A 24985-nucleotide genomic window follows, 5' to 3' on the forward strand; every position below is an offset into this window, starting at 1 on the left:
CGCAAAAAATTCCGTGCAGACCCTTCAGGCATTTGCAAAAGGATAGTCTGCCTAGCGGCCATCAAGCCCGCACAAACGGATTCTCGCGCATTTCATCGCCCAGCCGGGTATCCGGCCCGTGGCCAGTCACCACTGTCGCCTCTTCATCAAGGCTATACAGCCGCTGCTTGATCGAGCGCACGATGGTCGGCTGATCACCGCCCCACAAATCCGTGCGGCCAATACCACGACGGAACAACGTGTCGCCGGCAATCAACAGCTTGGACTCTGCAAACCAGAAGCTCATGGACCCCGGCGTATGCCCCGGCGTGTGCAACGCCACACCGCAGCCGCAGGCCAGTTCTTCATCGTCTTCCAGCCAACGGTCCGGCGAAGGCACCGGCGTGTACGGCACGCCGAACATCTGGCACTGCATTTCCAGGTTGTCCCACAGGAATTGATCGGCCTTGTGCAGATGCAAGGTCGCACCCGTCTTCTCCTTCAACTGACCGGAGGCCAGGAAGTGATCCAGATGGGCGTGGGTGTGGATGATACTGACCACCTTCAGGCCCAGCGCATCGAGGCGGGCGAGGATCAGCTCATGGTTGCCGCCTGGGTCGACGACAATGGCTTTCTTGCTGATCGGGTCACCTATGATGGTGCAGTTGCACTGCAACGGGCCGACGGGGAAGGTTTCGCGGATGAGCGGGGGGTTGTTAGAGGTCATGGATAGTCCTGAGGAAAACGGGCTGATTGGGACGAAGTGTTACATGCCCAACCCTTACACAAAACCCCGTTTTACCTGCGATGACCTCACCGCGGTGTATCAGGTAAATCGCGGTGTGTTCATCGCGGCTAAGCCGGCTCCTACACGCGTTGTAGGAGCAGACCTTGGTCGCGATGGGATCCCCATGGCATCCCCGCACACCGCGAGGATTACAGCAGCCCCAGCGACTGCGCCTTGGCTACCGCCTGTGTACGCCGCGCCACGCCCAGTTTACTGTTGATGTGGCTGGCGTGGGTCTTGACCGTGTGCAGCGAGATAAACAGCTGTTGGCTGATCTGTTGGTTCGAGCAGCCTTGGGCGATCAACTCCAGCACAGCCCGTTCGCGGCTGCTGAGCAGTTCAATCGGGGCGCTGGCCAGCGCTTGCGCTTCGCGTGTGGGTAAAGCGTCCAGCAGCGCTTGTTGGGTGAGGCTTGGGGAGTGATGTTGAAGTTGCTCACGAAGCCAATCCGGGTGCTGGCGGATCAGACGATCAAATGGCAGCAGTGCTCCACCTTCGGCCGCTTGAAGGCTGCGACTGAATAAGGATCTGGCTTCAGGCTGCTGGCCATTGCCCAGCAGCCATCCGATCCATTGGTTCAAGGCCATGACGCTAAGCAAATGGCCACCGCTGGCTTGCCCCTGGGCATCCAGTCGAAACAACCTTTCCTGCGCTTGGGCCGGTCGTTGCTGAACCTGCGCCAGCTGCGCCTGTTGCAACTCGATATGCAGCGCCAACTGGGGATGGAACTCCGGCGCCGCTGCCGCCTGCTCTCCCCCGTAGGTCTGGCCTAGGCGCAATAACCAGGCTTCGGCCAAGTCTGTTCGGCCTTGGGCCAGCCATAGTTCGCATTTGATCAGGGTGATCATCGCCAAGTAGTAAATGGGCGGCACGTCCCAGATGTGCATCAAGCGCTCGGCCTCGGCAAGCTGGGTGAAGGCTTCGGCAAAGCGACCTTCTCGCCCATCCAGCCCGGCCAACACGCAATGGCCGATCAGCACGCTGATATCCCGGCAAGCCCGCGCTTCGTTCAGACCGGCCTGCAGACGTTGGCGACCGGCCTGCGGTTGCAGGCGCGCCACCAGCAAATAGCCCTCATACAGCGTCAAGCGCGCTCGCACTGCATACAGCCGCTGAGCTGATAACCCCTGCAGGCGCCGCAACCCTTGATGCACTTCATCGAGGGCACGTAGCACTTCGCCCCTGGCATGCAGCACGCGCGCCCGGTCATAGTGGGCCAAGGCTTCAAACATGGGGTTGCCCACGCGCTGGGCCAATTCCAGTGCCTCACGGTTCCAACGCCGCGCTCGCCAGAAATCGGCATCGACAATCGCCAGGTTGGAAAGCGTGGACAAGCACATCAGGCGTTGGCCATAACGTTTGATTGGCAGGCTTAGCAACGCTTCGGTGCAATAGGCCAGTGTGCGCTGCCGATCACCACGACCGCGGGCGATGATGCCGCTCAAGGCCAGCCACTGGGCCAACATCGACTTTTGAGCCGTGGCCGAAGGCGCCGGCAGAAAGCGGCTCAGGTGAGCGGCCAATGCTTCAGCGGCATCCAGTTGGCAGGCCAGCGCCAGGGCCCAGCTGTACAGCACGATCAGACGCGGGGAGCTACTGAGCAGGCTGTCAGGCAAGTCCATTTTCCAGCGCAGCAGCATGCCAACATTCTGCTCGGCAAGCAGTTGCTCTTCCGAGAGGTTCTGTACCAGGTTGGCGGCCACATCCAGATGCCCGGCACGCAATGCCTGCTCGACCGCTTCATCAAGCAGGTCCTGCGTGTTGAACCAGCGGCAGGCACGCAAATGCAAGCTGGCCGCCGGAATACCGCTGGAGCGGGTGCGCAGCAAGTCGGAAAACAGGTGGTGATAGCGAAACCAGTGGCCTTGGGCGTCCAGTGGCACCAGAAACACCTGATGGGCCTGCAAATAGCGCAGGATCTCGGCGCTGTCATGGGCCTCGCGCATGGCGTCGCACAGTTCTGCGCAGAAACGATCCTGGCAGGCGGTGTCATAGAGAAAGGCCTGGATCTCGGGTGTCAGGCCGTCGATGACTTCTTCAAGCAAGTAATCGCGAATCAGCCCTTCGCCACCGTGCATGGCCTGCGGCAATACCGCATCCCCACCGGCAGCGGCCAGCAACCAGAAACGCAGCCCCGCCACCCAGCCTTCACTGCGCTGAACCAGGCTGTCGAGGGCCTGGCCGTGAAGGCTGGAGGAATGCTGGCCGAGGATCGCAATGGACTCGGCCTCGGTCAGGCGCAGGTCCTGTTCGTTCAGTTCCAGCAACTGGCGTGAGAGGCGCAGACGCGCCAAGTGCCACTCCGGGCGCTGGCGACTGGTGACCAGCAACACCAGGCCTGCCGGCAAATGGTTGAGAAAAAACTGCAGGCAGCGGTCCAGGATCGGGCCCTGTGCCAGGTGGTAGTCATCGAGTACCAGCAGCACCGGTTGTTCGGGCTGAAGTTGCTCACCCAACTCATCGAGCAGGCCGTCGAGCCATTCTTCGAAGGCGAAGGGTTGATGCCGTTGGCGCATTTTCAGCAGGCCCATCGCCTGGCCGCCCAACAAGGGAAAGTGCTGTTGCAAGCCTTCGAGCAAGCGCTCCAGAAACCGCCCCGGGTCATTGTCGCGGCGGTTCAGGCCCAACCACAGGCTGCGCCATTGTTCAGGCAAGTGTTGACAGAACTCGATGGCCAGCGAGCTTTTGCCAAAGCCTGCCGGGGCGCTGACCAGCATTAAACGCCCGCTGAGCCCCGCTGCCAATCGTTCGCACAAACGCCCCCTCGGCACATGGCCCTCAGGTAGCGGTGGACGATAGAACGGCCCTTCCAGCGACGGCGTGGCGCGACCGGTCAGGCCTTGCAAACGGGACAGATCAGTCATATTCCGGCTCAGGTCGAAAGTGCTGTTGTCGGCAGTGCAGATGTCCGCAGACTAGCGGTTAAATCGAGGGAGTTGAAGATTCTTTTACAACAAATGTCTGTGACAAGATGTTATCGAGAAAAGATGACAAGGATGTGCGGGGACAACGCATCTGGCAAACCGCGGCGTGATCGAGTGTAGGAGCAGAGCTTGCCGGAATGCCGGACCATCGCGATGCAGGCGCCGCGGTCTTGGAATAAACCGCGGTGATGCAATCGCGAGCAAGCTCTGCTCCTACAAGTCTTTTAGCGCACCCCATCCTGGCGCAGCGCCGCCGGGGTGAAGTCGCTGGTATTGGCCATATAGCCAAAGTCGTACGCCTTTTTCTCTTCGTTCTTCATGCCCAGCGCCAGATAGCGCCCAGACTGCAGGTCGTAGAGGGTTTCCAGGGTGTACCACGGTACCTGGACGTTGTAGTACGGCTGGGCATGAGCCTCGGCTACACGCCACAGTTGGCCACGACCATCGTAGTGGTCGATCACCGCGGCCTGCCAGGTGTCTTCGTCGATGTAGAAGTCGCGCTTGGCGTAGATATGGCGCTGGCCTTCCTTCAGGGTTGCGACCACATGCCAGACCCGGCGCAGCTCGTAGCGGGTCAGGTCCTGGTTGATGTGGCCGGCCTTGAGGATATCGGCGTACTTGAGGGTCGGTGAGTCCAGCTTGTAGGCATCGGATCCGATGTACATCTCTTTCTTGCCTTCAAGCTTCCACTCGTAGCGGTCGGGTGCGCCGTTGTACATGTCCAGGTTGTCGGAGGTGCGCAAGCCATCGGCTGCAGTGCCCGGGCCATCGTAGGACACTTGCGGCGCACGACGAACCCGGCGCTGGCCCGCGTTGTAGACCCACGCCAAGCGCGGCTCCTTGACCTGGTCCAGGGTCTCATGCACCAGCAGTACACCACCGGCCAGGCGCGCGGGTGCTGTGACCTTCTGCTTGAAGAAGAAGAGGATGTTGCCCGGGCTGCTTGGGTCGTAGTCCTTCATCTTGTCGCGGAATACAAATTGATCCTGGAAGTACACCAGGCTGTAGGAGCCAGTCGGTTGCGGTGTGGCCTGGGTCACCAGCCGCGTAACGCTACCCCCCCGGTAGCGGGTGATGTGGTTCCAGATGACTTCAACACCGTCCTTGGGAATGGGAAACGGCACAGCGGTCTTGAAGTTCTCCAGGCCGTTGCCGCCCGCCGCCAGTTTGGTGTGGGTGGCGTTTTCCTTGATCGCCGCGAACACGTCATCTGGCACAGTGGCGCCGCGATGGGACGGATAGACCGGCATCGTGAAGGATTCCGGGTAGCGCTTGAACATGGCGATCTGGCCAGGGGCCAGTTTGTCTTTGTACTGCTCAACGTTTTGCGCGGTGATGGTAAACAGCGGCTTTTCATTGGCGAACGGGTCGGACAGAAATCCCTTGGCATCGACCGTGCCAGCATTCTTCGGCAGCGGCGCCCAGGCCGGGATGGTACCGGCGGCATTGCCAGCCTTTTCCGCGCCCATGGGCGTCAAAGTAGTGCCCAGCTTGGCCGCTTCAGTGGCCGACACTGCCGCCATGACGCCGGTTGCCAACATCGACAGCCCCAGCACACCGACCTGCAACAACTGTTTGGTTGTGTTCATTTTCATGATGACTCCGAATTCTCTGTGCTTAGAAGTTCACGCCGAAGCTGAGCGAAACAAAGTCGCGATCGTCCACGGTGGTGTACTTGCCATCGAAGAAATTGGTATAGGAAAGGCTGGTGGTGTAGGTGTTCTGGTATTCGGCATCCACCCCGAGGCTGACGGCCTTGCGGCCTTCCTCGAAGTTACCGCCAGGGCCTGGCGAATAGCCGTCGACGTCATGAGACCAGGCGATGTTGGGCTTGAGATTCACACCGGCGAAGACGTCGTTGTAGTCCCAGATGGCCCGGGCGCGGTAGCCCCATGAGGTGGCCGTGGTAAAACCTTCGTCGTTGCAGTTGCGGCTCAGGTTATTAGTGGCGGCACCAGGGCCTGCGCCGGCAATGGTGCTGGTGTTGAGCGCCACGCACGTATTGGCGCCACCGGTAGCCGGCAGCTCGCCTGGGCCATAGACCGGGTCGCGGCCGTAACGCACATTGGACGTGCTTTCGAGCCCGCCCACATGGGTCACGCCCACTTCACCCACCAGGGTCAGGCGGCTGGCGCCCATGACCTGATCGAAGAAGTGCGTGAGGGTGGTCTGGAATTGTGTGATTTCCTTACGACGGTAGCCGTGCAAGTCCTGGCCGGGAACGCCATTGAGCAGCGATGCGTTAGCCAAGGCCCCACCAATGGGCCGCACACCGGAAAACAGGATATCGGTGGAGTTCAACTGCACGGGTGCGTTGGGTCGGTAGCTGACCTCGCCGCTCCAGGCGGTACCGGTGGGTAGGGTGGTGGAGAAACTCAAGCCGTACAGGCGAATGTCTTCAGGGTATTCCACGAAATAGCTGGAGTTACCCGCGACGATCAACGGCGCCAGCGCGCGCAGGTTGGCTGGCAGGGCCGCCAGGCTCGCAAACGTCTGGGCCGAGGCACCAGTGGCGCTGAAGATCGGCGCACGGCTGTGGTAGTTCATGAAATAGGCGCCGAACTCGGTGTCCAGCGGGTCGAACAGATAACGAAACGCCACACCGAACTGGCCGCCGTCGCGGGCATCGCGATCGCCGCCTCGGCGAATCAACACGCCCTCTTCGTTCACATCGACATTACGCGAGGCCAGGAACGGCAGCGCAGCAGCCGGAAGGGCGGATCGCTTGTTCAACACCCGCAGGTTGTTGTCGCAGCCATCGGCGATGATGTCCGGCTGGGAGAAAAAAGTGCCGCAGTTATCCACAACCGTCTGGTCCCACTCCAGCTGGTAGAAAGCTTCAGCCGAGAGTTTGTCGGTCAGGCTCTGGGACACATAAAACATATTGACCGGGATCAAGCCTTCCTTGACCTCAGCGCCAGGGCGGCGAAACGCCGACACGTCAATGGGGTTGATGGCGTTGATGCCGCTGCCGATAAAGGTACTTTCCCCCCAACTCACCACCTGCTTGCCCAAGCGCACTGAGCCCGGCTGATCAGCAATGTCGTAGTTGTGATAGACGAAGGCGTCGAGAATCTGTCCGCCAGACGACTGGGCGCCTTCCTTTCGATTGTGGTCGCTGATGTCCTTGAACTCGCGCCCCTCGTCCTTGAGCTCGAAGTCATACCAGTACTTACCGCGCACGAACATGCCGGTGTCGCCGTACTTGAGCTCCAGGTCATGGATGCCCTTGAAGATTTTCGAGAAGGTTTCACCGCGTTTGAAATTCAGGTGGCCGTCGTCCGAGGTTTGGGACAGGCCACTGCCGCCGTTGTTGACGCCGATAAGATTTCTATTGGCCTTTTCAGTTGACCAACTGGTACCGACAGACAGTGAGGAGTCGAACTGACCTTCGACTTCACCGATGTTGAAGCTGACACCAAAGGCGGGACTGGCAAGCGTAGAAGCAAGGCTGACGGCCAAGGGCAATCTTGCCCGGCGCCAGAAAGGTTTTGCAGTGGACATCGACGCTACTCCATGTACTTTTTTTGTTATGGCGGTGAGTCCCTTTAAAAACGCATCGAACGACCTTGATTGCGCAGCGTTCAGGTCGACCTCGTTCCTAAAAATCCCCTGAGCCGACTATAACCAGCCGCCTGTACGGCTTGATCCCTCTAAAGTGTGATTTGCAAATGGCGAGCGTCTGGCCCGCCCATTGTGGCGTGAAAGCGCCTATCAGCACAGGGCAAGAATGGCTCAAGATCGCGGCTTGAGAACCCAAGCGCTTGCTTGGGAGGGGAAGCCGCGCCCGAGTGGGCGCGGCGGCATATCGGTCAAAGGGTGGACAAAAAGGTGCTGTTGTTGGCCTGCCACTCGCTGATGTCCAGGCGGATACGTTTTTTATCCAGCTTGCCGACGCTGGTCTTGGGAACTTCTGTAACAAGCGCTATCTGGCTGGGAATGGCCCACTTGTTGATCAGCCCCATTTCCACAAAGGGCTTGAGGTGTTCCTTCAGGGCCTTGGCATCGATGACCTGCCCTTCGCGTGCCACCAGCAAGGCGAACGGGCGCTCGCCCCACTGCGGGTCGGGAATGCCGACCACGGCTACTTCGCGGACAGCCGGATGGCGGCTGATCAGGTCTTCCAACTCCAGCGACGACACCCACTCGCCGCCCGTCTTGATCACGTCCTTGATACGGTCGCGAATATCGATCACACCCATGCCGCACAGGGTGGCCACATCGCCTGTGTGCAGCCAGCCGCCCTTCCACAGTTCCGCGCCCTTCTCGGGTTCGCGGAAATAGCCCATGGTCAGCCAGGGTGCTCGCAGTACCAACTCGCCTTGCGTCTCGCCATCGGCGGGCAGGAAGTTGCCGTCGGCATCGACCACCGCCGCCTCCACCAGCGGCACCGGCACGCCGGCCTTGATGCGATAGGTAATGCGCTCGTCTTCGCTGCCGGCCAGCAGCTCTTCGTTGATGTGGGCACAGGACACCAGCGGGCAAGTTTCCGACATGCCGTAGGCGGCTGTCAGTTGAATGCCACGCGCCTTGGCCGCTTCATACAGTGCGCGGTTGAGCGCACTGCCGCCGATGATGATTTTCCAGCCATTGAAATCAGCCGGGCCGGATTTGGCGTTGAGCAGCATCTGCAGGATGGTCGGCACGCAGTGGGAGAAGCTGACTTTTTCGTCGCGCCACAGTTTCACCAGCAGATCGGGGTCGTATCGGCCTGGATAGACTTGCTTGATGCCCATCATGGTCGCGACGTACGGAATGCCCCAGGCATGCACATGGAACATCGGGGTGATCGGCATGTAGACGTCATCAGTCCCGAGCAGCCGTATGCTGTCAATACCGCCGACTACCGAGGCCGCCGCCAGGGTGTGCAGCACCAGTTGCCGATGGGTGAAGTACACGCCCTTGGGGTTGCCCGTGGTACCGGTGGTGTAGAAGGTCGTGGCCACCGAGTTCTCGTCGAAATCCGGGAAATCGTAGCGTGGGCTCGCCGCGGCCAGCAGTTGCTCGTATTCACCGATCAGGTTGGGCAGGTCGGCGGTTTTTTCCTCGCCATCGGTCAGCAGCAGCGTTTTTTCGATCGTGGTGAGTTGCCCGCCAATGGCGTTGTAGAGCCCGACGAAATCGCTGTTGACCAGCACAAAACGGTCGTCGGCATGGTTCATGGTGAACAGGATCTGCTCGGGCGACAGGCGCACGTTGATGGTGTGCACCACCGCACCGATCATCGGGATAGCGAACATGCACTCGAGATAGCGATGGCTGTCCCAGTCCATCACCGCCACCGTATCACCGGCCTTGACGCCGGCTTCGGTCAGCACATTGGCCAACCGCGCGATCCGCTCATTGAGGGTGGAGTAGCTGTAGCGCAATTGATCGCGGTAGACGATTTCGCGGGTTTTCTCGTAGCGATTGCCCGACATCAGCAAGCGCTTGATCAACAGCGGGAACTCATAGGCACCGTCGGCCGGTGGAATAATGCGCGTCTGCAACATAAAAATCCCTCTACTGAGTGCTCAGGCTAGACAAGAGCCTCCCACTCTAGAGCCTCTAGGTGACGATCAAATCACCCAAAGGTATGATTTTTTGCGCAATCGCCAGCCGAAGGAATCAATGCATCTCGGTCAGCGCAATCTTGACCCCGAGCGCGACCAGCACGGCGCCCATGGTGCGGTCAAACCAGTGGCCCATGCGGGCAAAACCTGCGCGAACCCGCTGCTGGCTGAACAGCATCGCCACCAGGCAGAACCACAGGCCAGTGGCCACGGCCAGGTAAACTCCATATCCAGCTTGCACGGCCAGTGGGGTGTGCGGATTGATCACCACGGTGAACAACGACAGGAAAAACAGCGTCGCCTTGGGGTTCAGGCCGTTGGTCATGAAGCCTGCCACGAAGGCCGCACGAGGGGTGCGCTCGACTTTGTCGGCCTCAAGTGTTTCTGGGCTGGCCGCTGCAGGGCGGGCACGAAGCGCCTTGATGCCGATGTAGAAGAGATAGGCCGCCGCCAGCCACTTCAAAGCGTTGAACAGCACAATCGATTGGGACACGATCAGGCCAATCCCCAGCAGCGAATAGCCCACATGCAGAAAGATCGCACTGCCCACGCCAAAAGCGGTCCAGGTGCCTGCACGTCGCCCATGGGTCACACTCTCGCGCACCACTACGGCAAAGTCGGGGCCCGGACTGGCCACGGCGAGCAGGTGAATCAGGGCTACGGTAAAAAATTCCGTCCAGTACATCTGGGCTCCTCAGTAACAAACTATTTCCAGTCGTTAACAGTACGCCGTTTCCATGGACAGACAATAGGTACAGTTACCGAGGATTTTCACCCGGCACTCGCGCTAGGATGGCTATCCCGCCCGCTTTCAGCGCACATGGAGTCTTGCCTAATGCACGCCGTTTTCCTCGATTATTGTTCGCTGGACCTGGGCGACCTGGATTTTTCCAGCCTCCAAGCCTGCTTTGACAGCCTGGAATTGTATCCAGCTACCTCGCCCGAGCGATTGCTCGAACACCTCAAAGGCGCCACGGTGGCGATCAGCAACAAAGTGGTACTGGACGCCCAGACCTTGGCCGCCTGCCCCGACCTCAAGTTGATCCTGGTGGCTGCCACCGGCACCAACAACATTGATCTGGCCGCCGCCACTGCCCAAGGCATCTGTGTCAGCAACTGCCAAGGCTACGGTACGCCGTCGGTGGCACAGCACACGCTGGCACTATTGTTGGCACTGGCGACTCGCCTGCCTGACTACCAGCACGCGGTGTCCGCTGGCCGCTGGCAACAGGCCAAGCAGTTCTGTCTGCTGGATTTCCCGATTGTGGAGTTGGAAGGCAAAACCCTCGGCCTGTTGGGCCATGGCGAGCTGGGCGGCGCCGTGGAGCGTCTGGCCGAAGCCTTTGGCATGCGGGTGCTGCTGGGCCAATTGCCTGGCCGCCCACCCCGCGCCGATCGCTTGCCGCTGGATGAATTACTGCCACAGGTCGACGCCCTGACGCTGCACTGCCCGCTCAACGATGCCACCCGTAATATGATCGGCGCGGCTGAGTTGGCGCTGCTCAAGCCCGGTGCTTATGTCGTCAACACCGCGCGCGGTGGGCTGATCGATGAGCAGGCACTGGCCGACGCCCTGCGCCAGGGGCATCTGGGCGGGGCTGCGACCGACGTACTAAGCGTCGAGCCGCCGGTTGACGGCAATCCCCTGCTGGCTGGCGATATCCCACGCCTGATCGTCACCCCCCACAGTGCCTGGGGCAGCCGCGAGGCGCGCCAGCGTATCGTCAACCAACTGACCGAAAACACCCAGGCGTTTTTTGCAGGCAACCCCCGCCGAGTGGTCAGTTGAAGGCTGCGGGTCTGGTAGACTTCGCCCTTTTTTCAGGAGCCCGCCATGGACCCGCGCAGTGAAGTGTTGCTTCGTCAGGCCGACTTGTTCCAGGGTCGGCTGATGCTGGCCGGCCTGCCCGCCGACGACCTGCTGGGCACACTGCCGCAAGCACAGGGCTGGTGCTGGCATGCCGGCGATCAAGCTGCCCTTGAGGCGCGCTTTGCCGGGCGCAGCCACTTTGGTGTGCAGGTGCCACAACAACCGTTCGACGGTGCCGTGCTGTTCTTGCCCAAATCCCGCGACCTCGCCAACTACCTGCTCAATGCCCTCGCCTCGCAACTGCAAGGCCGTGAGCTGTTTCTGGTGGGTGAGAAACGCGGCGGTATCGAAGGCGCGGCCAAGCAGTTGCACGCCTTCGGCAAGCCACGCAAGCTCGACAGCGCGCGCCATTGCCAGCTCTGGCAAGTCACGGTTGAAAACGCACCCGCCGCGGTAGAACTTGAAAGCTTGGCCGAGCGTTACGAGCTGCCATTGGCCGAAGGCCCTCTGACAGTTGTGAGCTTGCCGGGCGTCTTCAGCCATGGCCGGCTGGATCGAGGCACAGCCTTGCTGCTTGAGCACCTGCAACAACTGCCCAAAGGCCATGTGCTGGACTTCGGCTGCGGTGCCGGGGTACTTGGGGCAACCCTCAAGCGCCGCTACCCGGGCAGCCAACTGACCTTGCTCGATGTGGATGCCTTTGCGGTCGCCAGCAGCCGTCTGACCCTGGCAGCCAATGGCCTTGAAGGTGAAGTGATCTGCGGGGATGGAATTGATGCTGCGCCCCTGTATCTGGACGCTATCCTCAGTAATCCGCCGTTCCATACCGGCGTGCATACCGACTATCGCGCGTCAGAAACCATGTTGCGAAAATGCGCCGAGCATCTGAAAAAAGGTGGCGAAATTCGCTTGGTTGCCAACAGTTTCCTGCGCTATCAACCGCTGATCGAAGCGGCAATGGGCAACTGCGAAACGCGCGCTGAAGGCCAGGGGTTTCGGATCTACCGCGCAACACGCGGCTGAAAACTTAACTTGCCGAATCAATTTTCCCTAGGCAGAATCCGCACCGTCCTAGGGGAGTAGTCTCCCACGAGCGCACTGCTCGTCCGGCCCGCGTCAACATACTTGGTCAACAGACCATGGCGCGTGCGACCCAAGGTCCGCATCGACGGGCCTAAGGGTTTGACAAGACCTATGACACGAACACCTTACCCGGGGCGGGGAGGCTGTACGTGTCATAGCCGTGTCGACCCGCCCCCGTAGGAATCCTGATGCTGGAATCACTTCTCGTACCCACCGCGATCGTGGCCTTGGCCGAAATTGGCGACAAGACCCAACTGCTCGCGCTGGTGCTCGCTGCACGCTTTCGAAAACCCTGGCCAATCATTGCCGGTATCATCGCCGCCACCCTTGCCAACCATGCCGCTGCCGGTGCCGTCGGGGCCTGGGTTGGAGCGTTCTTCTCCGAAGCCAGCTTGCACTGGATTCTGGCCGCCAGCTTTGCCGCCACGGCGCTCTGGACCCTGGTCCCGGACAAGCTGGACGATGACGAAACCAGCACCGCACGCAAATTCGGCCCCTTCCTGACCACCTTGATCGCCTTCTTCATCGCCGAAATCGGTGACAAGACCCAGGTCGCCACGGTGATGCTCGCCGCTCAGTATCCGCACCTGATCATGGTGATCATCGGCACCACCCTGGGCATGCTGATTGCCAACGTGCCGGTGGTGCTGGCCGGTAACTTTGCCGCCGAGAAGCTGCCGCTCACCTTGATTCGCCGCCTGGCGGCCTGCGCGTTCTTCGTGCTGGCAATAGTGGCGGTGTACTCAGCCATGACGCTGTAGGAGCAGACCTTGGTCGCGATGGGATCGCTGCGGTCCCTCCTTATGACCGCGGCGATGCCATTGCAGATGCAGATACCGCGGTGATGCCATCGCAGCATAGGTATCTACACAATTCTGGGGCAGCGCGGCTCTTGTAGCCGCTGCCGAGGTACGAGGCTGCGATCGGCGGCGAAGCCGTCGTAAATTCAGGCCCTTCGGTGTGCCTGATGGATTACGGTCTCAGGTTTTACGGCCGCTTCGCTGCCGATCGCAGCCTCGTACCTCGTCAGCGGCTACATTCGTAGCAGTAGACGAGTTCAGCGAGGCCAGGTCCGGGGACGTAGTCCTCGCAAAGCCTGTACTCGCGGTGTATCTGAATACTGAAGTGCCAGGTTTTACGACTGCTGCGCAGCCGGACGTGGCCTCGTTCTACTCGTCCACTGCTACGAAATGCAGTACACCAAAAGATGTGTAGATACCTATGGCCATCGCAGTGGTCCGGCACTCCGGCAAGCCTGGCTCCTACCTTGCCTGTTCGTACAGGGGCATTACTTTGGGAATCGCTGCCTGCAGCGATGCCGTCCGGCTGCTGGAAGCCGGGTGAGTGCTCATGAACTCAGGCTGCGAAGCTCCACCGGAAGCGGCGGCCATCTTTTCCCACAAGGTGATCGCGGCATTCGGGTTGTAGCCGGCACGGGCGGCCAGCTCGAGGCCAATCAGGTCGGCCTCGTTTTCGTTGCTGCGACTGTTGGGCAACGTCAGGCTGTACTGCACCACGGTGTCGGCCAGCGCCAGGCTATCCTGCCCTAATCCCAGCAAGGCACCGGCGCCAGACTTGGCCATTTGTACGCCATAGGCCTTGGACATGGCTTCACGACCGTGCTCACGCAGGGCATGGGCGATTTCATGGCCCATAACGGCTGCGATCTCATCGTCAGTCAGCTTGAGCTTGTCAATCAGGCCACTGTAGAAAATGATCTTGCCGCCAGGCCCGCAGTTGGCGTTGAGCTCATCGCCCTTGATCAGGTTCACTTCCCATTGCCACTGCGCCGCATCCGGGCGGAATTTCGGTGCCTGGGCAATCAAGCGATCGGCAATAGCCTGCACGCGCTTGGCCTCGGCACTGGTCTTGTCCAGCACGCCCTTGGTGCTCGCCTCGCCCAGTGTCTGCTGGTAGGACTGGGCATACATCTGATTCACCTGGTCGGTGGACAACATGCTGAACATATATTGCTTGCGCTCGACACCCACTGCGCCGCCGCTGGTGGTGTTCACCGCCTGGCAGCCAGCAAGCAGAAGGCTGGCGCAGAGCGCGCTGATAACAAAAGACTTACGCATGAAAACACTCCCTGGAATCCTGGCGGGTATGCTAGAGCCACGTCGGCCCGTGCGCCACCGCGATCAGACAGTTTCCCAGGTATTAAGTGCCCTCAGGCCGGGGTCAGGCATTCGGGGGCGTTGAGCTTGGGGTCGTTGACAAGGTTAGCCAGCACCCGCTCGCGCAGGGTTGCCTGGGGGGCCGCGAGCAGTGTTTGCAGCGCGGGCAAGGGGGTATCGGCGGCGAGCCAGGTAGCTTGGCCTGCAGCATCAAGGATCAAGGGGCGACGTTGATCCATCGCCGCCTGAGTCACCACCGCCACGCTCAGCCACACTTGCTCCTGCACTGGGTACGCCTCCCAGATCGCGGCGAAGAACAGCGAGGAGCCTTCACCCGGCGTCAGCCAGTAGGGCCGTTTGCGCACCGATCCACGCCACTCATAAAAGCCGTTGGCCGGCAGCAGGCAACGGCGCTGCCTGAAGGGTTCGCGAAACATGGGTTGTTCGGCCAGGGTTTCGGCGCGGGCATGGGCGGGGGTGCGGGAAAGATCGGTCAGCCAGGGCGGTGTCAGGCCCCAGCGAGCCCGCGCCAGGTTCAAGCCGTGTTCATCCTGGCGCTGGATCAATACCGAGTCGCCGGGCGAAATATTCCACTGTGCCTGCTGGTCAGCCGGAAAACCGGGCAACGCGGCAAAGGCCGGGGACCAACGAAACAGCGCATAACGTCCACACATAAGGCGAGAAACTCTCGTTCAACAAACCAGCGTACCGGGAAAACTGTCCGGCTCATCAATCGGCAGCGGCAAGGCGGCATTGTACTCGGCGATGAGCTGGCGTGCGTATTGCGCCTGGTCATTGTCGACATTCAAGGCCAACAGGCCCAGCGGCGGCAGCTCACCCACACCACCGACCAGATCGCGGCCCAGCAGATGCGCCTCCACGCCTTCGCTGGCCAGCATGCACAGCAGCAGCTCGGCTTCCAGCAGGTTTTCCGGCTCGTAGATGCGTTGCATCATTCATTCTCGCTTTTGACTTCGAGCATCCATTCTTCGCCGTGGACCTGCAAAATGAAGGTGATCGGCCGACAACAGACCGCGCAGTCCTCAATATAGGTTTGATCCCCCCCGGACAGGTCGAGCGTGGTCTCGACTTCTTCGCCACAATAGGGGCATTCATAATGTGCAGTTTCCAGCATCGCGGTCTCCACAGTGACTTGTGCGTATAATCGCCGGTCTATTTGTAGGCCCGTTGCGAGTCTGCGCGTTTTTTCAGACCCAAGCCTTACCTATTACCCTAGCCGTTTCCAACAAGAGAGCATGATGGGCGAATTCGATGCCATCCGACCGTACAACGACGCTGAAGTCCCTGCCGTGCTGGCGCGACTGCTCAGCGATCAGGCATTCCTGGATATCCTCACCCACTTTCGCTTCCCGCGCATGGCCGGGGCCTTGGGCTGGGCGCTGCGCCCGCTGATTGCCAAGCGCCTGCGCAAGGAATTCGCCCAGGTCAGCTGCGTATCGACCCTACAGGATAAAGTCGAGTTCTACGTCGACCATACGATCGAGCGGGCCACTGACGGTGTGACCTACACGGGCGTGGAGCAATTCAAGTCTGGCAGTGCCTACCTGTTTCTGGCCAACCACCGCGATATCGTGATGGACCCGGCCTTTGTCAACTATGCGATCTATCACGCAGGCTTGCCCACCCCGCGTATCGCCATTGGCGACAATTTGCTGCAAAAACCCTTCGTCAGCGACCTGATGCGCCTGAACAAGAGTTTTATCGTGCACCGCTCGATCAGCGGTCGTCGCGAAAAGATGGCGGCCTATCAGTTGCTTTCGGCCTATATCAACCATTCGATCCGCAACGACTGCCAATCGATCTGGATCGCCCAAGCCGAAGGCCGTGCCAAGGACGGTGATGACCGCACCGATTCGGCGATCCTGAAAATGTTCCACATGAGCCGCAAGGCTGAGCCGTTTGGCGAGGTGATCCAGTCACTGAACCTGACCCCGGTGTCGATCAGCTACGAATACGACCCGTGCGACCAGGCCAAGGCCCGCGAGCTGTACATCCGCGCCACCACAGGCAGCTACACCAAGGTGCCGGGCGAAGACGACGTGAGCATTGCCCAGGGCATCACCGGCTACAAGGGCCGGGTGCATGTCAACTTTGCCGCGCCCATTACCCAGGCCTTCGAAGACACCAAGCAATTGGCGGCTGAAATCGACCGGCAGATTCTGGCTGGCTATCGGCTGTTCCCGGCGCATTACCTGGCTTACGCCCAATGGTCGGACGCGGACCCTGCGCTTGAGGTGCCCAAGGCCGAAGCGGTGTTTGCCAAGGATGAGCTGGAGAAGGCCAAGGCCGAATGGCAGCGCCGCCTGGATGCCTGCCCGGCTGAGCATCGACCGTACCTGGTGATGCAGTATGCGACGCCGGTGCGTAACCAGTACCGGGTCAAGGCGGGGTTGTCGCTTTAATCCTCAAACTTGCCAGATGAACCGCGTCGTTTGCATCGCAGGCAAGCCTGGCTCCTACATGGAGCGGAATATCACCGCGATCAATGTAGGAGCCAGTGGTCCGGCATTCAGGCTTGCCTGCGATGCAGACGACGCGGTTGCCAGATAGGATCAGAGGCGCGTGCTGACCCAGGACACCAGCAAGGCCATGCCCAGGCAGGCAAAGCCGAAACGGTAGAAAAAGCGGTTCATGCGCGCAGTCGGTGCATCAAGCACAGCCACGGCTGTCTCCCCCTGCCCGGGCAGATTGGCCAAGGCGCGCAGCTCGCGACGGCGCGTGGCATGCAACAGCCAGCCGCCCGGAAAGGCAAACAGCAGCGCCAGAATATTCACAAGTTTGGCCGGATGGGCGTTGAACAGGGTCCATATGACTTGCAGCGACATCAAATAACCTCGACATACATCCTGAATTGAGCGGCCAATATTTTACGCGCTCCTTTGGCTAAAACCTCCCCCCATACGACCAATGACAAACCGGCTGGCGATTAATCCCGGCCGTCATACGTTCGTCATGCAGACAAGCGAAGGTATCGCACCCCAACCGACAAGGAGCTCGTCATGCTGCATGCGCAGAACCAGGATCGCCTTTACCTGATCACCCCCAGCGATGAGCAGGAAGACTTGATCAATGGCCTGTCCATCAACGTGCAAGACCGACAGTGGCTGGTGTATTGCGCCCTGGGCGGCCTGGCGCATTTCGATTTACCTGAGGTGGACGCGCATACCGGCATCAGCGTGCTCGATTTCTACAGCGACGCTGCCTGATTCAAGCGCCCATGAAAAAGCCCGATACCGCCAAGGCGATATCGGGCTTTTTTACGCGGGTGTGTTATCGATTACTGGCCAAGCACCTGACCGATGGTCTGATCCTTGAACAGACGCGTCAACGCATCGCTCAGTACATCGCTCACCAGCTTGGTGTTGGTTTCCTGGTTCGGCGCCATGCCGAAACGCTGGTCCAGGGACGCCCCGTAACGACCACTGTAACGACGGCCACCGTTGTTTACATCGGCGCGGAAGGTAGCGCTGATGGTGGCTTCGGTCACATACAGGCCTTCCTTGGGCGATTGGTACTTAAGATCAGCCAGGGTAACGGTCAGCTGGGGAGCGTTGGGCGCACCCGGGGTTGGGGTGAAGCCCAGCAGGCGGACCGCCGCTTCAGCCTGGGCTTGCAGCTTGGGCAACACATCGTTGCTGCTGACACTAATGGCGCTGGTTTCCGGGTACAGACCACCGCGCGTGCCCAGTGCTTGCGAGGTACGGCCATCGACCACGCGAACCACGACCGGCTGACCATGACCGACCGGCGCCAGTTGGGCGGTCAGTTTCGGTTGCGGGCTAAGTTGTTGCGGGCTGTGGGCACAACCGACCAAGGTCAGACTGGTCACAGCGATCAAACCGAACAACAGGCGTTGCAACATGCTCATCTCTCCGGGAATAGGCATTAACAGGGGCGCAGTATAACGGGCCAGAGCCCCGCCCCACCAGCTATGGACCACGCTGGACGGCAACGGTGCCGCAGCTTCTGTCATTTTCATGTCATGGGTTTGAGGCAACCTTGCAGTCAATCAACAGGAAGGCCATCGCCATGCGCTTTTTAAGGTCATTGTTTACCGCTCGCCCCACACCTCGCTGCTTTGCCCTGCTCGACCAGAACGGCCGGTGCCGGGCGTTTCGTGAGTGTGCGGACTTGCCTGCCGGTAGCGGCTGGGTCGAAATCGAAGAAATTCGCCTGCACTGGCTCAACCAGTTTCTACCCGCCAACGCCCGTGTTCTGAGCCGCGCAGAGCGGCCCCGCCTGTCGCGTGCCCTGGCCGCTTGAGCCGCCAGTCGATAAAAGTCCATTAATTAACATCTTTTCTGCGCGTTTCATCGCTATAATCTGCCCCCGATTATAAGGACGTCTCCTGATCGGGCCTCGCACCACCGCTCATGCCCTGCATAAGCACTTCGAATCGCCCACAGAGAGCCGCCCACACAGGCAATGTGAAGCTTGGCGTGCCCGCTGTTTTTGGCGCCCCTCACTCGCACTGACCTGCCGGACCTGCCAGCGCGCAGCTCCATTTTGAGGTTCGCGTCTCCAAAAGAGCGTGAAAAAACGGTTATTCACTACTTCACAAGAGTGTGGCGAGCAAATGAACAGTTTGGCATGTGTAAATGCATTCCCGGCGTCTCGATCAGCCCTAAAGCGCTGCACGGACCTCTCACTCACCCTGGGAGTCTGATGCCTGTCCACTACGCAAAACGGATGTCTCGACCTTAAGTCGAATTGCCGCGCCGGTTGCAACATGCGTTCATAGGGAACGCAAAGCCCGGTTGGTGGCGTCCGCTGAAGTTGCAGAACATTGCGAAGAATCGGACATGGCGATCCTGGCCATGGGTAGACCGCGGGCTGGCGTAGGCTTGACCCCTTGGATACCCGGCAATCGTTGCAGGCCTGTGGATCCTATGCTGTCAATTTGGTGCTGAAAGATTTTTGGAGACGCGTTAATGGCGCAGAACGAAACAGTCGACGTGGTATTGGTTGGGGCAGGCATCATGAGTGCCACCCTTGCAGTACTGCTCAAAGAGCTCGACCCGGCGATCAAGCTGGAAGTCGTCGAACTGATGGACTCGGGTGCTGCGGAGAGTTCCAACCCCTGGAACAACGCAGGGACCGGACACGCCGGGCTGTGTGAATTGAACTACACGCCCCAGGCTGCCGATGGTTCCATCGACATCAAGAAGGCCGTGCATATCAATGCCCAGTTTGAAGTGTCCAAGCAGTTCTGGGCCTACCTGGCCAAGAAAGACACCTTCGGCTCGTGCCGCTCGTTCATCAATCCGCTCCCGCACCTGTCCTATGTCGAGGGTGACAAGGGCGTCTCATTCCTGAAGAAGCGCTTTGAGCTGCTCAAGCAGCATCATGCGTTTTCTGATATGGAATACACCGAAGACAAGGCCAAGATGGCCGAGTGGATGCCGTTGATGATGCCAGGCCGCCCAGCCGACCAGCACATTGCCGCCACCCGCGTGATGAACGGTACCGACGTCAACTTTGGCGCCCTGACCAACAAACTGCTCAAGCACCTGGCCAGCGCCCCTGAGGCCCTGGTCAAGTACTGCAAACGCGTGACCGGCCTTACCCGCAAGGGCGATGGCTGGGCGGTCAGCATCAAGGACGTCAACACCGGTAATACCCGTGAAGTCGACGCTCGCTTCGTGTTCCTCGGCGCCGGTGGCGCGGCCCTGCCGCTGCTGCAGATGTCCGGCATTGAGGAAGGCAAGGGCTTCGGTGGTTTCCCGGTCAGCGGCCAGTGGCTGCGTTGCGACAACCCGGAAGTGGTCAAGAAGCACCAGGCCAAGGTCTACAGCCAGGCCGCCGTCGGTTCACCGCCGATGTCCGTCCCGCACTTGGACACCCGTGTAGTCGAAGGCAAAACGTCCCTGCTGTTCGGGCCTTACGCCGGCTTCACCACCAAGTTCCTCAAGCACGGCTCGTTCCTTGACCTGCCGCTGTCGGTACGTGCCAGTAACATCGGCCCGATGCTGGCCGTAGCCCGCGACAACATGGACCTGACGCGCTACCTGATGAGCGAAGTGCGTCAAACCATGGAACAGCGCCTGGACTCCCTGCGTCGCTTCTACCCAGAGGCCAAGGCAGAAGACTGGCGTCTGGAAGTGGCTGGCCAGCGCGTGCAGATCATCAAGAAAGACCCGAAAAAAGGCGGCGTCCTGCAGTTCGGTACCGAACTGGTCTCCGCCAAGGATGGCTCGCTGGCCGCACTGCTGGGTGCCTCCCCAGGCGCTTCGGTCACCGTGTCGATCATGCTGGAACTGATCGAGCGCTGCTTCCCTGAGCAAACCCGCACCACGTGGGCTGCCAAGCTCAAGGAAATCTTCCCGGCCCGTGAAAAGGTACTGGCAGCCGATGCTGCGCTGTACCAGAAAGTCAGCCGTCACAGCGACGAAATGCTGGAGCTGGTCGAAAAGAAAAGCACGACCGAGCACTACGCATAAAATCTGCGCCCATAAAAAAACGCCCTTCGGGGCGTTTTTTTATGCCTGATACTGTAGCCGCTGCCGTTAGGCTGCGATCGACCTGTAGCCGCTGCCGTTAGGCTGCGATCGACCTGTAGCCGCTGCCGTTAGGCTGCGATCGGCCGCGAAGCGGGCGCAAGATCGTGCGAACGCACTGGCGCCCCTTTCGGGCCGCATCGCAGCCTACGGCAGCGGCTACAAGTCAGCCGCGGGCTTTTTCGATGATCTCGATATATTCCGGCGCGTTGCGCTGATCCTTGATCAGGGCGATGAAGTCGTTGTCGTGCTCATCCTTGCCGTTCAGGTCGTAACCGGCTTCCAGGAAAAAACCGATAAAACGCTCGAAATCGTCGATACGCAGGCCACGATAAGCCTTGATCAGCTTGTGCAGCGACGGCGAGGTTGCGTCGACAGGTTCGAAATCGAGAAACAACTTGATCTGGGCATCGCCGATTTCATCACCAATCACCTGCTTCTTATCTTTACGCATTGCCGACTCCAAACTGAACGATCGCGGACATTTTCACGGGCCGGCAGTTTACCCCTGCGCAGGCATCAGGCTCAACGCGCGCGTACAGCCCCTGTATGCAAATCAGCCCAGACATGGCCGTTGTCATAACTGAGAAACTGCACATAGACCGTGTCATTGCGCAGCAGGTCGAGAATCACCTGGTATTGGCTCAGCGGATAGTTGAGGGTCAGCACGCGGGTTTTCTCATCGAAAACCGGCTTTTTCAGGCTTTTGCTTTCGGCGTCAAAGCTGATCAGCACTTGGCCAACGATCGCGCCCTTGCTCAACGGCTTGCCTTTGAGGCGCAGCAATAGAGGAGAAGTCACTGGAATCGGTTGCTGATTGGATTGCCGTTGATTGCCCACGACCACGCTGTAGTCGGTGATCTGCAGCAATTGCTGCTGCTGCGGTGCACCTTCGCGCAAGGCCAGATCATCCGGTGGCAGGAACTGACTGTGCATCGGCGCCGCTGCTGCAAAGGTAGCGGTCAGTGACAAGGCAAGCGACAACGACAGCAAGGTGATCAGGCGCATGGCAGGCTCCGTGAAAGGCGGCCAAGCACTCTAGCACGGCCCTGCCATTGCTGATCAGTCGAACTGAGCGCGCATCCAGGCCTGATATTCAGCCACACCAGCCTCCCCTTCACGCGGGGCCCAACCGGCCAGCTCGCCCTCACCCACCGGGCGGTAGGGGCCAGCCTTGCACTCGAACATCAGCGTGTCGGCCTCCAGTACCACCAAGCCGTGGAACGTGCCGGGCGGCAGGTCCACCCCCAGGCACTCACCACCCGCCTGCAAGATGCGCTTGGCCAGCACCTCACCGGTTTCGCTGAAAAGCAGCAAACCCAGTTTGCCCTTGAGCACGATCAGGGTTTCAGCCTTGTCGTCGCCCAAATGCCGGTGCGGCGGAACATAAGTATTGGGCTGCAGCCCCACCGCCATGCGATGGCAGGGATCTTCCATCTGATGGAAGTTATGGTGCTGGCGCCCGCGCGGGTTGGCCGCGGCCTTTTCGGCTAGCTCAGCAAACAGCGACTGTTCGAGAAAACCGGGCTGCCCCATGGATCAGAGCCCCTTGACCGCGAAGATGCCGTTGGCGTTGCGCCAGTAACCCTTGTAGTCCATGCCGTAACCGAAAATGTAGCGGTCCACGCACGGCAGGCCGACGTAATTGGCCTTGAGGTCTGGGCGGGCCTTGCGGTCGTGGTCTTTGTCGATCAGCACCGCGGTATGCACGGCGCGCGCACCCGCGTGTTTGCAGAAGTCGATGATCGCGCCCAAGGTGTGACCTTCGTCGAGGATGTCGTCGATGATCAGTACGTCGCGATCAATAAAGGACACTTCCGGCTTGGCTTTCCAGAACAGGTCGCCGCCGCTGAGCTCGTTGCGATAGCGAGTCGCGTGCAAATAGGAGGCTTCCAGGGGGAACTGCAGGTGAGTCAGCAGCTTGCCCGCGAAAATCAGGCCACCGTTCATCACACAGAACACCACCGGGTTGCTGTCAGCCAGCTCAGCGCTGATCTGGGCGCCAACACGGGCGATCGCCGCGTCCACCTCAGCTTCGGTGTACAGGCAGTCAGCCTCTCGCATGACTTGACGGATGTGCTCGAGATCAGCGGACATGTCGCTCTCCAGGGGGTGCTGTGGAAGAAAAGCGGGCAACGGTACGCATCCGTTCGGCTCATATCAAGCATTTCTGGACTAACGTCCAGAGAGCCTACAGGACATGCATGGCTGAATAGATTAACCTAGCGCCGTTTTTTTGCCCCTCCGGAGCCTTTTCCTATGCCCATCCTTGAGATCCGCCACCCGCTGATCCGCCACAAACTCGGCCTGATGCGCCGTGCCGACATCAGCACCAAGAACTTTCGCGAACTCGCCCAGGAAGTCGGAGCGCTGCTGACTTATGAAGCGACCAAGGATTTGCCGCTGGAAAGCTACGATATCGACGGCTGGTGCGGCACAGTCCAGGTCGAGAAAATCGCTGGCAAGAAAATTACCGTGGTCCCGATCCTGCGCGCCGGTATCGGCATGCTCGACGGTGTGCTCAGCCTGATCCCAGGTGCCAAGGTCAGTGCCGTGGGTATCGCCCGCAACGAGCAAACCCTGCAAGCACACACCTACCTTGAAAAGCTGGTCCCGGAAATCAACGAACGCCTGGCCATGATCATTGACCCGATGCTGGCCACGGGCGCGTCGATGGTTGCCACCATCGATCTGCTGAAAAAGGCCGGTTGCAAGGACATTCGTGCCATGGTCCTGGTCGCTGCCCCCGAAGGTATCGCCGCGGTCGAAAAATCTCACCCTGATGTGCGCATCTACACCGCCTCCATCGATGAGCGCCTCAACGAACACGGTTACATCATCCCGGGCCTGGGCGACGCGGGTGACAGGATCTTCGGCACCAAACAGAAGGACGTTTGAACATGCAGGACGAGTTCAAGGACCCGCTCTGGCGACAGGTCATTTCCGGTGCGCAGATGCTGTTTGTCGCGTTCGGCGCGCTGGTGCTGATGCCGCTGATTACCGGTCTGGACCCAAACGTCGCGCTGTTTACTGCAGGTTTAGGGACTCTGCTGTTTCAACTGGTGACCGGCCGTCAGGTGCCCGTCTTCCTGGCATCGAGCTTTGCCTTCATCACACCGATCATTCTCGCCAAGGGTCAATTCGGCCTGGCGGCGACCATGGGCGGAGTGATGGCGGCTGGCTTCGTTTATACCTTCATGGGCCTGGCGGTCAAAATCAAAGGCACCGGTTTCATTGACCGCATGCTGCCGCCGGTGGTGATCGGCCCGGTGATTATCTCCATTGGCCTTGCGATGGCACCGATTGCCGCGAACATGGCCATGGGCAAGGCCGATGACGGTACCGAGCTGGTCGCTTATAGCACCGCGATGATGATTTCCATGCCGGCGTTGCTGACCACGCTGATCGTGGCGGTATTTGGCAAGGGCATCTTCCGCCTGGTGCCGATCATATCCGGCGTGCTGGTCGGGTTTGCCATGTCGTTTTATTTCGGCGTGGTAGACACGGCCAAGATTGCCGCCGCCCCCTGGATCGCCCTGCCCCACTTCACCGCACCGGAGTTCAACTGGCAGGCGATTCTGTTTATCCTGCCGGTCGCCCTGGCACCTGCGATCGAACATATCGGCGGTGTGATTGCGGTGGGCAGTGTCACCGGGCGTGACTACCTGAAAAAGCCTGGCCTGCACCGCACCCTGCTGGGTGATGGTATCGCCACCACCGCTGCCGGCCTGTTTGGCGGACCTCCCAACACCACGTATGCCGAGGTGACGGGCGCGGTGATGCTGACCAAGAACTACAACCCGAAGATCATGACCTGGGCGGCGATCTTTGCCATTAGCCTGGCATTTATCGGTAAGTTCGGCGCATTGCTTCAAAGCATCCCGGTGCCGGTCATGGGCGGGATTCTCTGCCTGCTGTTCGGCTCGATTGCGGCGGTGGGCATGAACACCATGATCCGCCACAAGATCGACCTGGGCGAAGCGCGCAACCTGGTGATCGTGTCGGTGACGTTGGTATTTGGTATTGGCGGCGTACTGATCGGCACAGGCACCGGGCCCGATGACTTCGGGCTCAAGGGCATTGCCCTGTGTGCCATCGTGGCCATTGCCTTGAACCTGATCCTGCCGGGCAACGACAGCTGGAAGAAAGAACCGGAAATCTGATAGCGGGTAGCCGGACCACCGCGATGAACGCACCGCGATTTTCCTGATGTAT

At 60.1% G+C, this 24985-nt stretch carries 25 protein-coding genes and 1 riboswitch; of the genes, 9 read left to right on the forward strand and 16 right to left on the reverse strand.

Going from position 1 to position 24985, the window contains the following annotated elements; translation table 11 throughout:
- Positions 1-61: 61 nt before the first annotated feature.
- The 6 genes from AC3IX4_RS24315 to AC3IX4_RS24340 all read right to left on the reverse strand — a co-directional run bounded on the left by AC3IX4_RS24315 (position 62) and on the right by AC3IX4_RS24340 (position 9927).
- Entirely contained in the window at positions 62-706 is a 645-nt protein-coding gene (locus AC3IX4_RS24315) for an MBL fold metallo-hydrolase (RefSeq protein WP_489257890.1), read from the reverse strand.
- Between the two features lie 209 nt (positions 707-915).
- Positions 916-3630 (reverse strand): winged helix-turn-helix domain-containing protein, encoded by a 2715-nt coding sequence (locus AC3IX4_RS24320; protein ID WP_489257891.1) that lies wholly within the window; start codon positions 3628-3630, stop codon positions 916-918.
- Positions 3631-3914: 284 nt separating this feature from the next.
- Positions 3915-5279, reverse strand: a complete 1365-nt coding sequence (locus AC3IX4_RS24325; RefSeq protein WP_489261354.1) for a DUF1329 domain-containing protein — start codon at positions 5277-5279, stop codon at positions 3915-3917.
- Positions 5280-5307: 28 nt separating this feature from the next.
- Positions 5308-7194 carry a DUF1302 family protein gene (locus AC3IX4_RS24330; RefSeq protein ID WP_489257892.1) on the reverse strand — a complete coding sequence of 629 codons (1887 nt, stop codon included), beginning with the start codon at positions 7192-7194 and terminating at the stop codon, positions 5308-5310.
- 308 nt (positions 7195-7502) lie between these two features.
- Positions 7503-9182 (reverse strand): fatty acid--CoA ligase, encoded by a 1680-nt coding sequence (locus tag AC3IX4_RS24335; RefSeq protein WP_489257893.1) that lies wholly within the window; start codon positions 9180-9182, stop codon positions 7503-7505.
- A 115-nt stretch (positions 9183-9297) separates the two neighbouring features.
- Positions 9298-9927 (reverse strand): LysE family translocator, encoded by a 630-nt coding sequence (locus AC3IX4_RS24340; RefSeq protein WP_489257894.1) that lies wholly within the window; start codon positions 9925-9927, stop codon positions 9298-9300.
- Positions 9928-10077: 150 nt separating this feature from the next.
- Here AC3IX4_RS24340 and AC3IX4_RS24345 point away from each other — a divergent pair, with 150 nt between their 5' ends.
- The 3 genes from AC3IX4_RS24345 to AC3IX4_RS24355 all read left to right on the forward strand — a co-directional run bounded on the left by AC3IX4_RS24345 (position 10078) and on the right by AC3IX4_RS24355 (position 12896).
- Complete coding sequence (locus AC3IX4_RS24345) at positions 10078-11031, forward strand: 2-hydroxyacid dehydrogenase (RefSeq protein WP_489257895.1); 954 nt, start codon at positions 10078-10080, stop codon at positions 11029-11031.
- A 45-nt stretch (positions 11032-11076) separates the two neighbouring features.
- Positions 11077-12075: a methyltransferase gene (locus AC3IX4_RS24350; protein WP_489257896.1), complete on the forward strand. Its 999-nt coding sequence runs from the start codon at positions 11077-11079 to the stop codon at positions 12073-12075.
- 39 nt (positions 12076-12114) lie between these two features.
- Positions 12115-12236, forward strand: a riboswitch (yybP-ykoY riboswitch).
- A gap of 87 nt (positions 12237-12323) precedes the next feature.
- Positions 12324-12896 carry a TMEM165/GDT1 family protein gene (locus AC3IX4_RS24355; RefSeq protein WP_489257897.1) on the forward strand — a complete coding sequence of 191 codons (573 nt, stop codon included), beginning with the start codon at positions 12324-12326 and terminating at the stop codon, positions 12894-12896.
- Positions 12897-13397: 501 nt separating this feature from the next.
- Here AC3IX4_RS24355 and AC3IX4_RS24360 read toward each other — a convergent pair.
- From AC3IX4_RS24360 to AC3IX4_RS24375, 4 genes are all read right to left on the reverse strand, one after another.
- Positions 13398-14213 (reverse strand): M48 family metallopeptidase, encoded by an 816-nt coding sequence (locus tag AC3IX4_RS24360; RefSeq protein WP_489257898.1) that lies wholly within the window; start codon positions 14211-14213, stop codon positions 13398-13400.
- Positions 14214-14305: 92 nt separating this feature from the next.
- The gene (locus AC3IX4_RS24365) at positions 14306-14926 is read right to left on the reverse strand and encodes an SOS response-associated peptidase (protein WP_489257899.1); all 621 of its coding nucleotides are present in this window, start codon (positions 14924-14926) and stop codon (positions 14306-14308) included.
- Between the two features lie 18 nt (positions 14927-14944).
- On the reverse strand, positions 14945-15205 hold the full coding sequence (locus tag AC3IX4_RS24370; protein WP_489261355.1) for a putative signal transducing protein: 261 nt from the start codon (positions 15203-15205) through the stop codon (positions 14945-14947).
- Positions 15205-15387 carry a CPXCG motif-containing cysteine-rich protein gene (locus AC3IX4_RS24375; protein WP_489257900.1) on the reverse strand — a complete coding sequence of 61 codons (183 nt, stop codon included), beginning with the start codon at positions 15385-15387 and terminating at the stop codon, positions 15205-15207. The genes AC3IX4_RS24370 and AC3IX4_RS24375 overlap by 1 nt, the downstream gene beginning before the upstream one ends.
- A 124-nt stretch (positions 15388-15511) precedes the next feature.
- Here AC3IX4_RS24375 and AC3IX4_RS24380 point away from each other — a divergent pair, with 124 nt between their 5' ends.
- Positions 15512-16675 carry a 1-acyl-sn-glycerol-3-phosphate acyltransferase gene (locus tag AC3IX4_RS24380; protein ID WP_489257901.1) on the forward strand — a complete coding sequence of 388 codons (1164 nt, stop codon included), beginning with the start codon at positions 15512-15514 and terminating at the stop codon, positions 16673-16675.
- Positions 16676-16825: 150 nt separating this feature from the next.
- Here AC3IX4_RS24380 and AC3IX4_RS24385 read toward each other — a convergent pair whose 3' ends face one another.
- A complete protein-coding gene (locus AC3IX4_RS24385) occupies positions 16826-17098 on the reverse strand; it encodes a hypothetical protein (RefSeq protein ID WP_489257902.1) in 273 nt (90 codons plus the stop codon).
- A gap of 174 nt (positions 17099-17272) precedes the next feature.
- Between AC3IX4_RS24385 and AC3IX4_RS24390 the strand changes: the two genes are divergently transcribed.
- Positions 17273-17479 carry a hypothetical protein gene (locus AC3IX4_RS24390; protein WP_489257903.1) on the forward strand — a complete coding sequence of 69 codons (207 nt, stop codon included), beginning with the start codon at positions 17273-17275 and terminating at the stop codon, positions 17477-17479.
- Positions 17480-17550: 71 nt separating this feature from the next.
- Here AC3IX4_RS24390 and AC3IX4_RS24395 read toward each other — a convergent pair whose 3' ends face one another.
- Entirely contained in the window at positions 17551-18135 is a 585-nt protein-coding gene (locus tag AC3IX4_RS24395; RefSeq protein WP_489257904.1) for a YajG family lipoprotein, read from the reverse strand.
- 167 nt (positions 18136-18302) lie between these two features.
- Here AC3IX4_RS24395 and AC3IX4_RS24400 point away from each other — a divergent pair, with 167 nt between their 5' ends.
- Together AC3IX4_RS24400 and mqo are read left to right on the forward strand one after the other, a co-directional pair.
- A complete protein-coding gene (locus AC3IX4_RS24400; protein WP_489257905.1) occupies positions 18303-18536 on the forward strand; it encodes a hypothetical protein in 234 nt (77 codons plus the stop codon).
- Between the two features lie 668 nt (positions 18537-19204).
- Positions 19205-20713: a malate dehydrogenase (quinone) gene (mqo, locus tag AC3IX4_RS24405; protein WP_489257906.1), complete on the forward strand. Its 1509-nt coding sequence runs from the start codon at positions 19205-19207 to the stop codon at positions 20711-20713.
- A 223-nt stretch (positions 20714-20936) separates the two neighbouring features.
- Here mqo and AC3IX4_RS24410 read toward each other — a convergent pair whose 3' ends face one another.
- The 4 genes from AC3IX4_RS24410 to AC3IX4_RS24425 all read right to left on the reverse strand — a co-directional run bounded on the left by AC3IX4_RS24410 (position 20937) and on the right by AC3IX4_RS24425 (position 22867).
- Positions 20937-21224 carry a PA4642 family protein gene (locus tag AC3IX4_RS24410; protein WP_489257907.1) on the reverse strand — a complete coding sequence of 96 codons (288 nt, stop codon included), beginning with the start codon at positions 21222-21224 and terminating at the stop codon, positions 20937-20939.
- A 71-nt stretch (positions 21225-21295) separates the two neighbouring features.
- Entirely contained in the window at positions 21296-21778 is a 483-nt protein-coding gene (locus AC3IX4_RS24415) for a hypothetical protein (RefSeq protein ID WP_489257908.1), read from the reverse strand.
- A 54-nt stretch (positions 21779-21832) separates the two neighbouring features.
- A complete protein-coding gene (locus AC3IX4_RS24420) occupies positions 21833-22306 on the reverse strand; it encodes a WbuC family cupin fold metalloprotein (RefSeq protein ID WP_489257909.1) in 474 nt (157 codons plus the stop codon).
- Positions 22307-22309: 3 nt separating this feature from the next.
- Positions 22310-22867 (reverse strand): hypoxanthine-guanine phosphoribosyltransferase, encoded by a 558-nt coding sequence (locus tag AC3IX4_RS24425; protein WP_489257910.1) that lies wholly within the window; start codon positions 22865-22867, stop codon positions 22310-22312.
- 162 nt (positions 22868-23029) lie between these two features.
- Here AC3IX4_RS24425 and upp point away from each other — a divergent pair, with 162 nt between their 5' ends.
- The gene (gene upp / locus AC3IX4_RS24430) at positions 23030-23668 is read left to right on the forward strand and encodes a uracil phosphoribosyltransferase (RefSeq protein WP_489257911.1); all 639 of its coding nucleotides are present in this window, start codon (positions 23030-23032) and stop codon (positions 23666-23668) included.
- Positions 23669-23670: 2 nt separating this feature from the next.
- Complete coding sequence (locus AC3IX4_RS24435; protein ID WP_489257912.1) at positions 23671-24933, forward strand: uracil-xanthine permease family protein; 1263 nt, start codon at positions 23671-23673, stop codon at positions 24931-24933.
- The last annotated feature ends 52 nt before the right edge of the window (positions 24934-24985 follow it).

The sequence above is a fragment of the Pseudomonas sp. KH_021 genome (assembly GCF_057838865.1).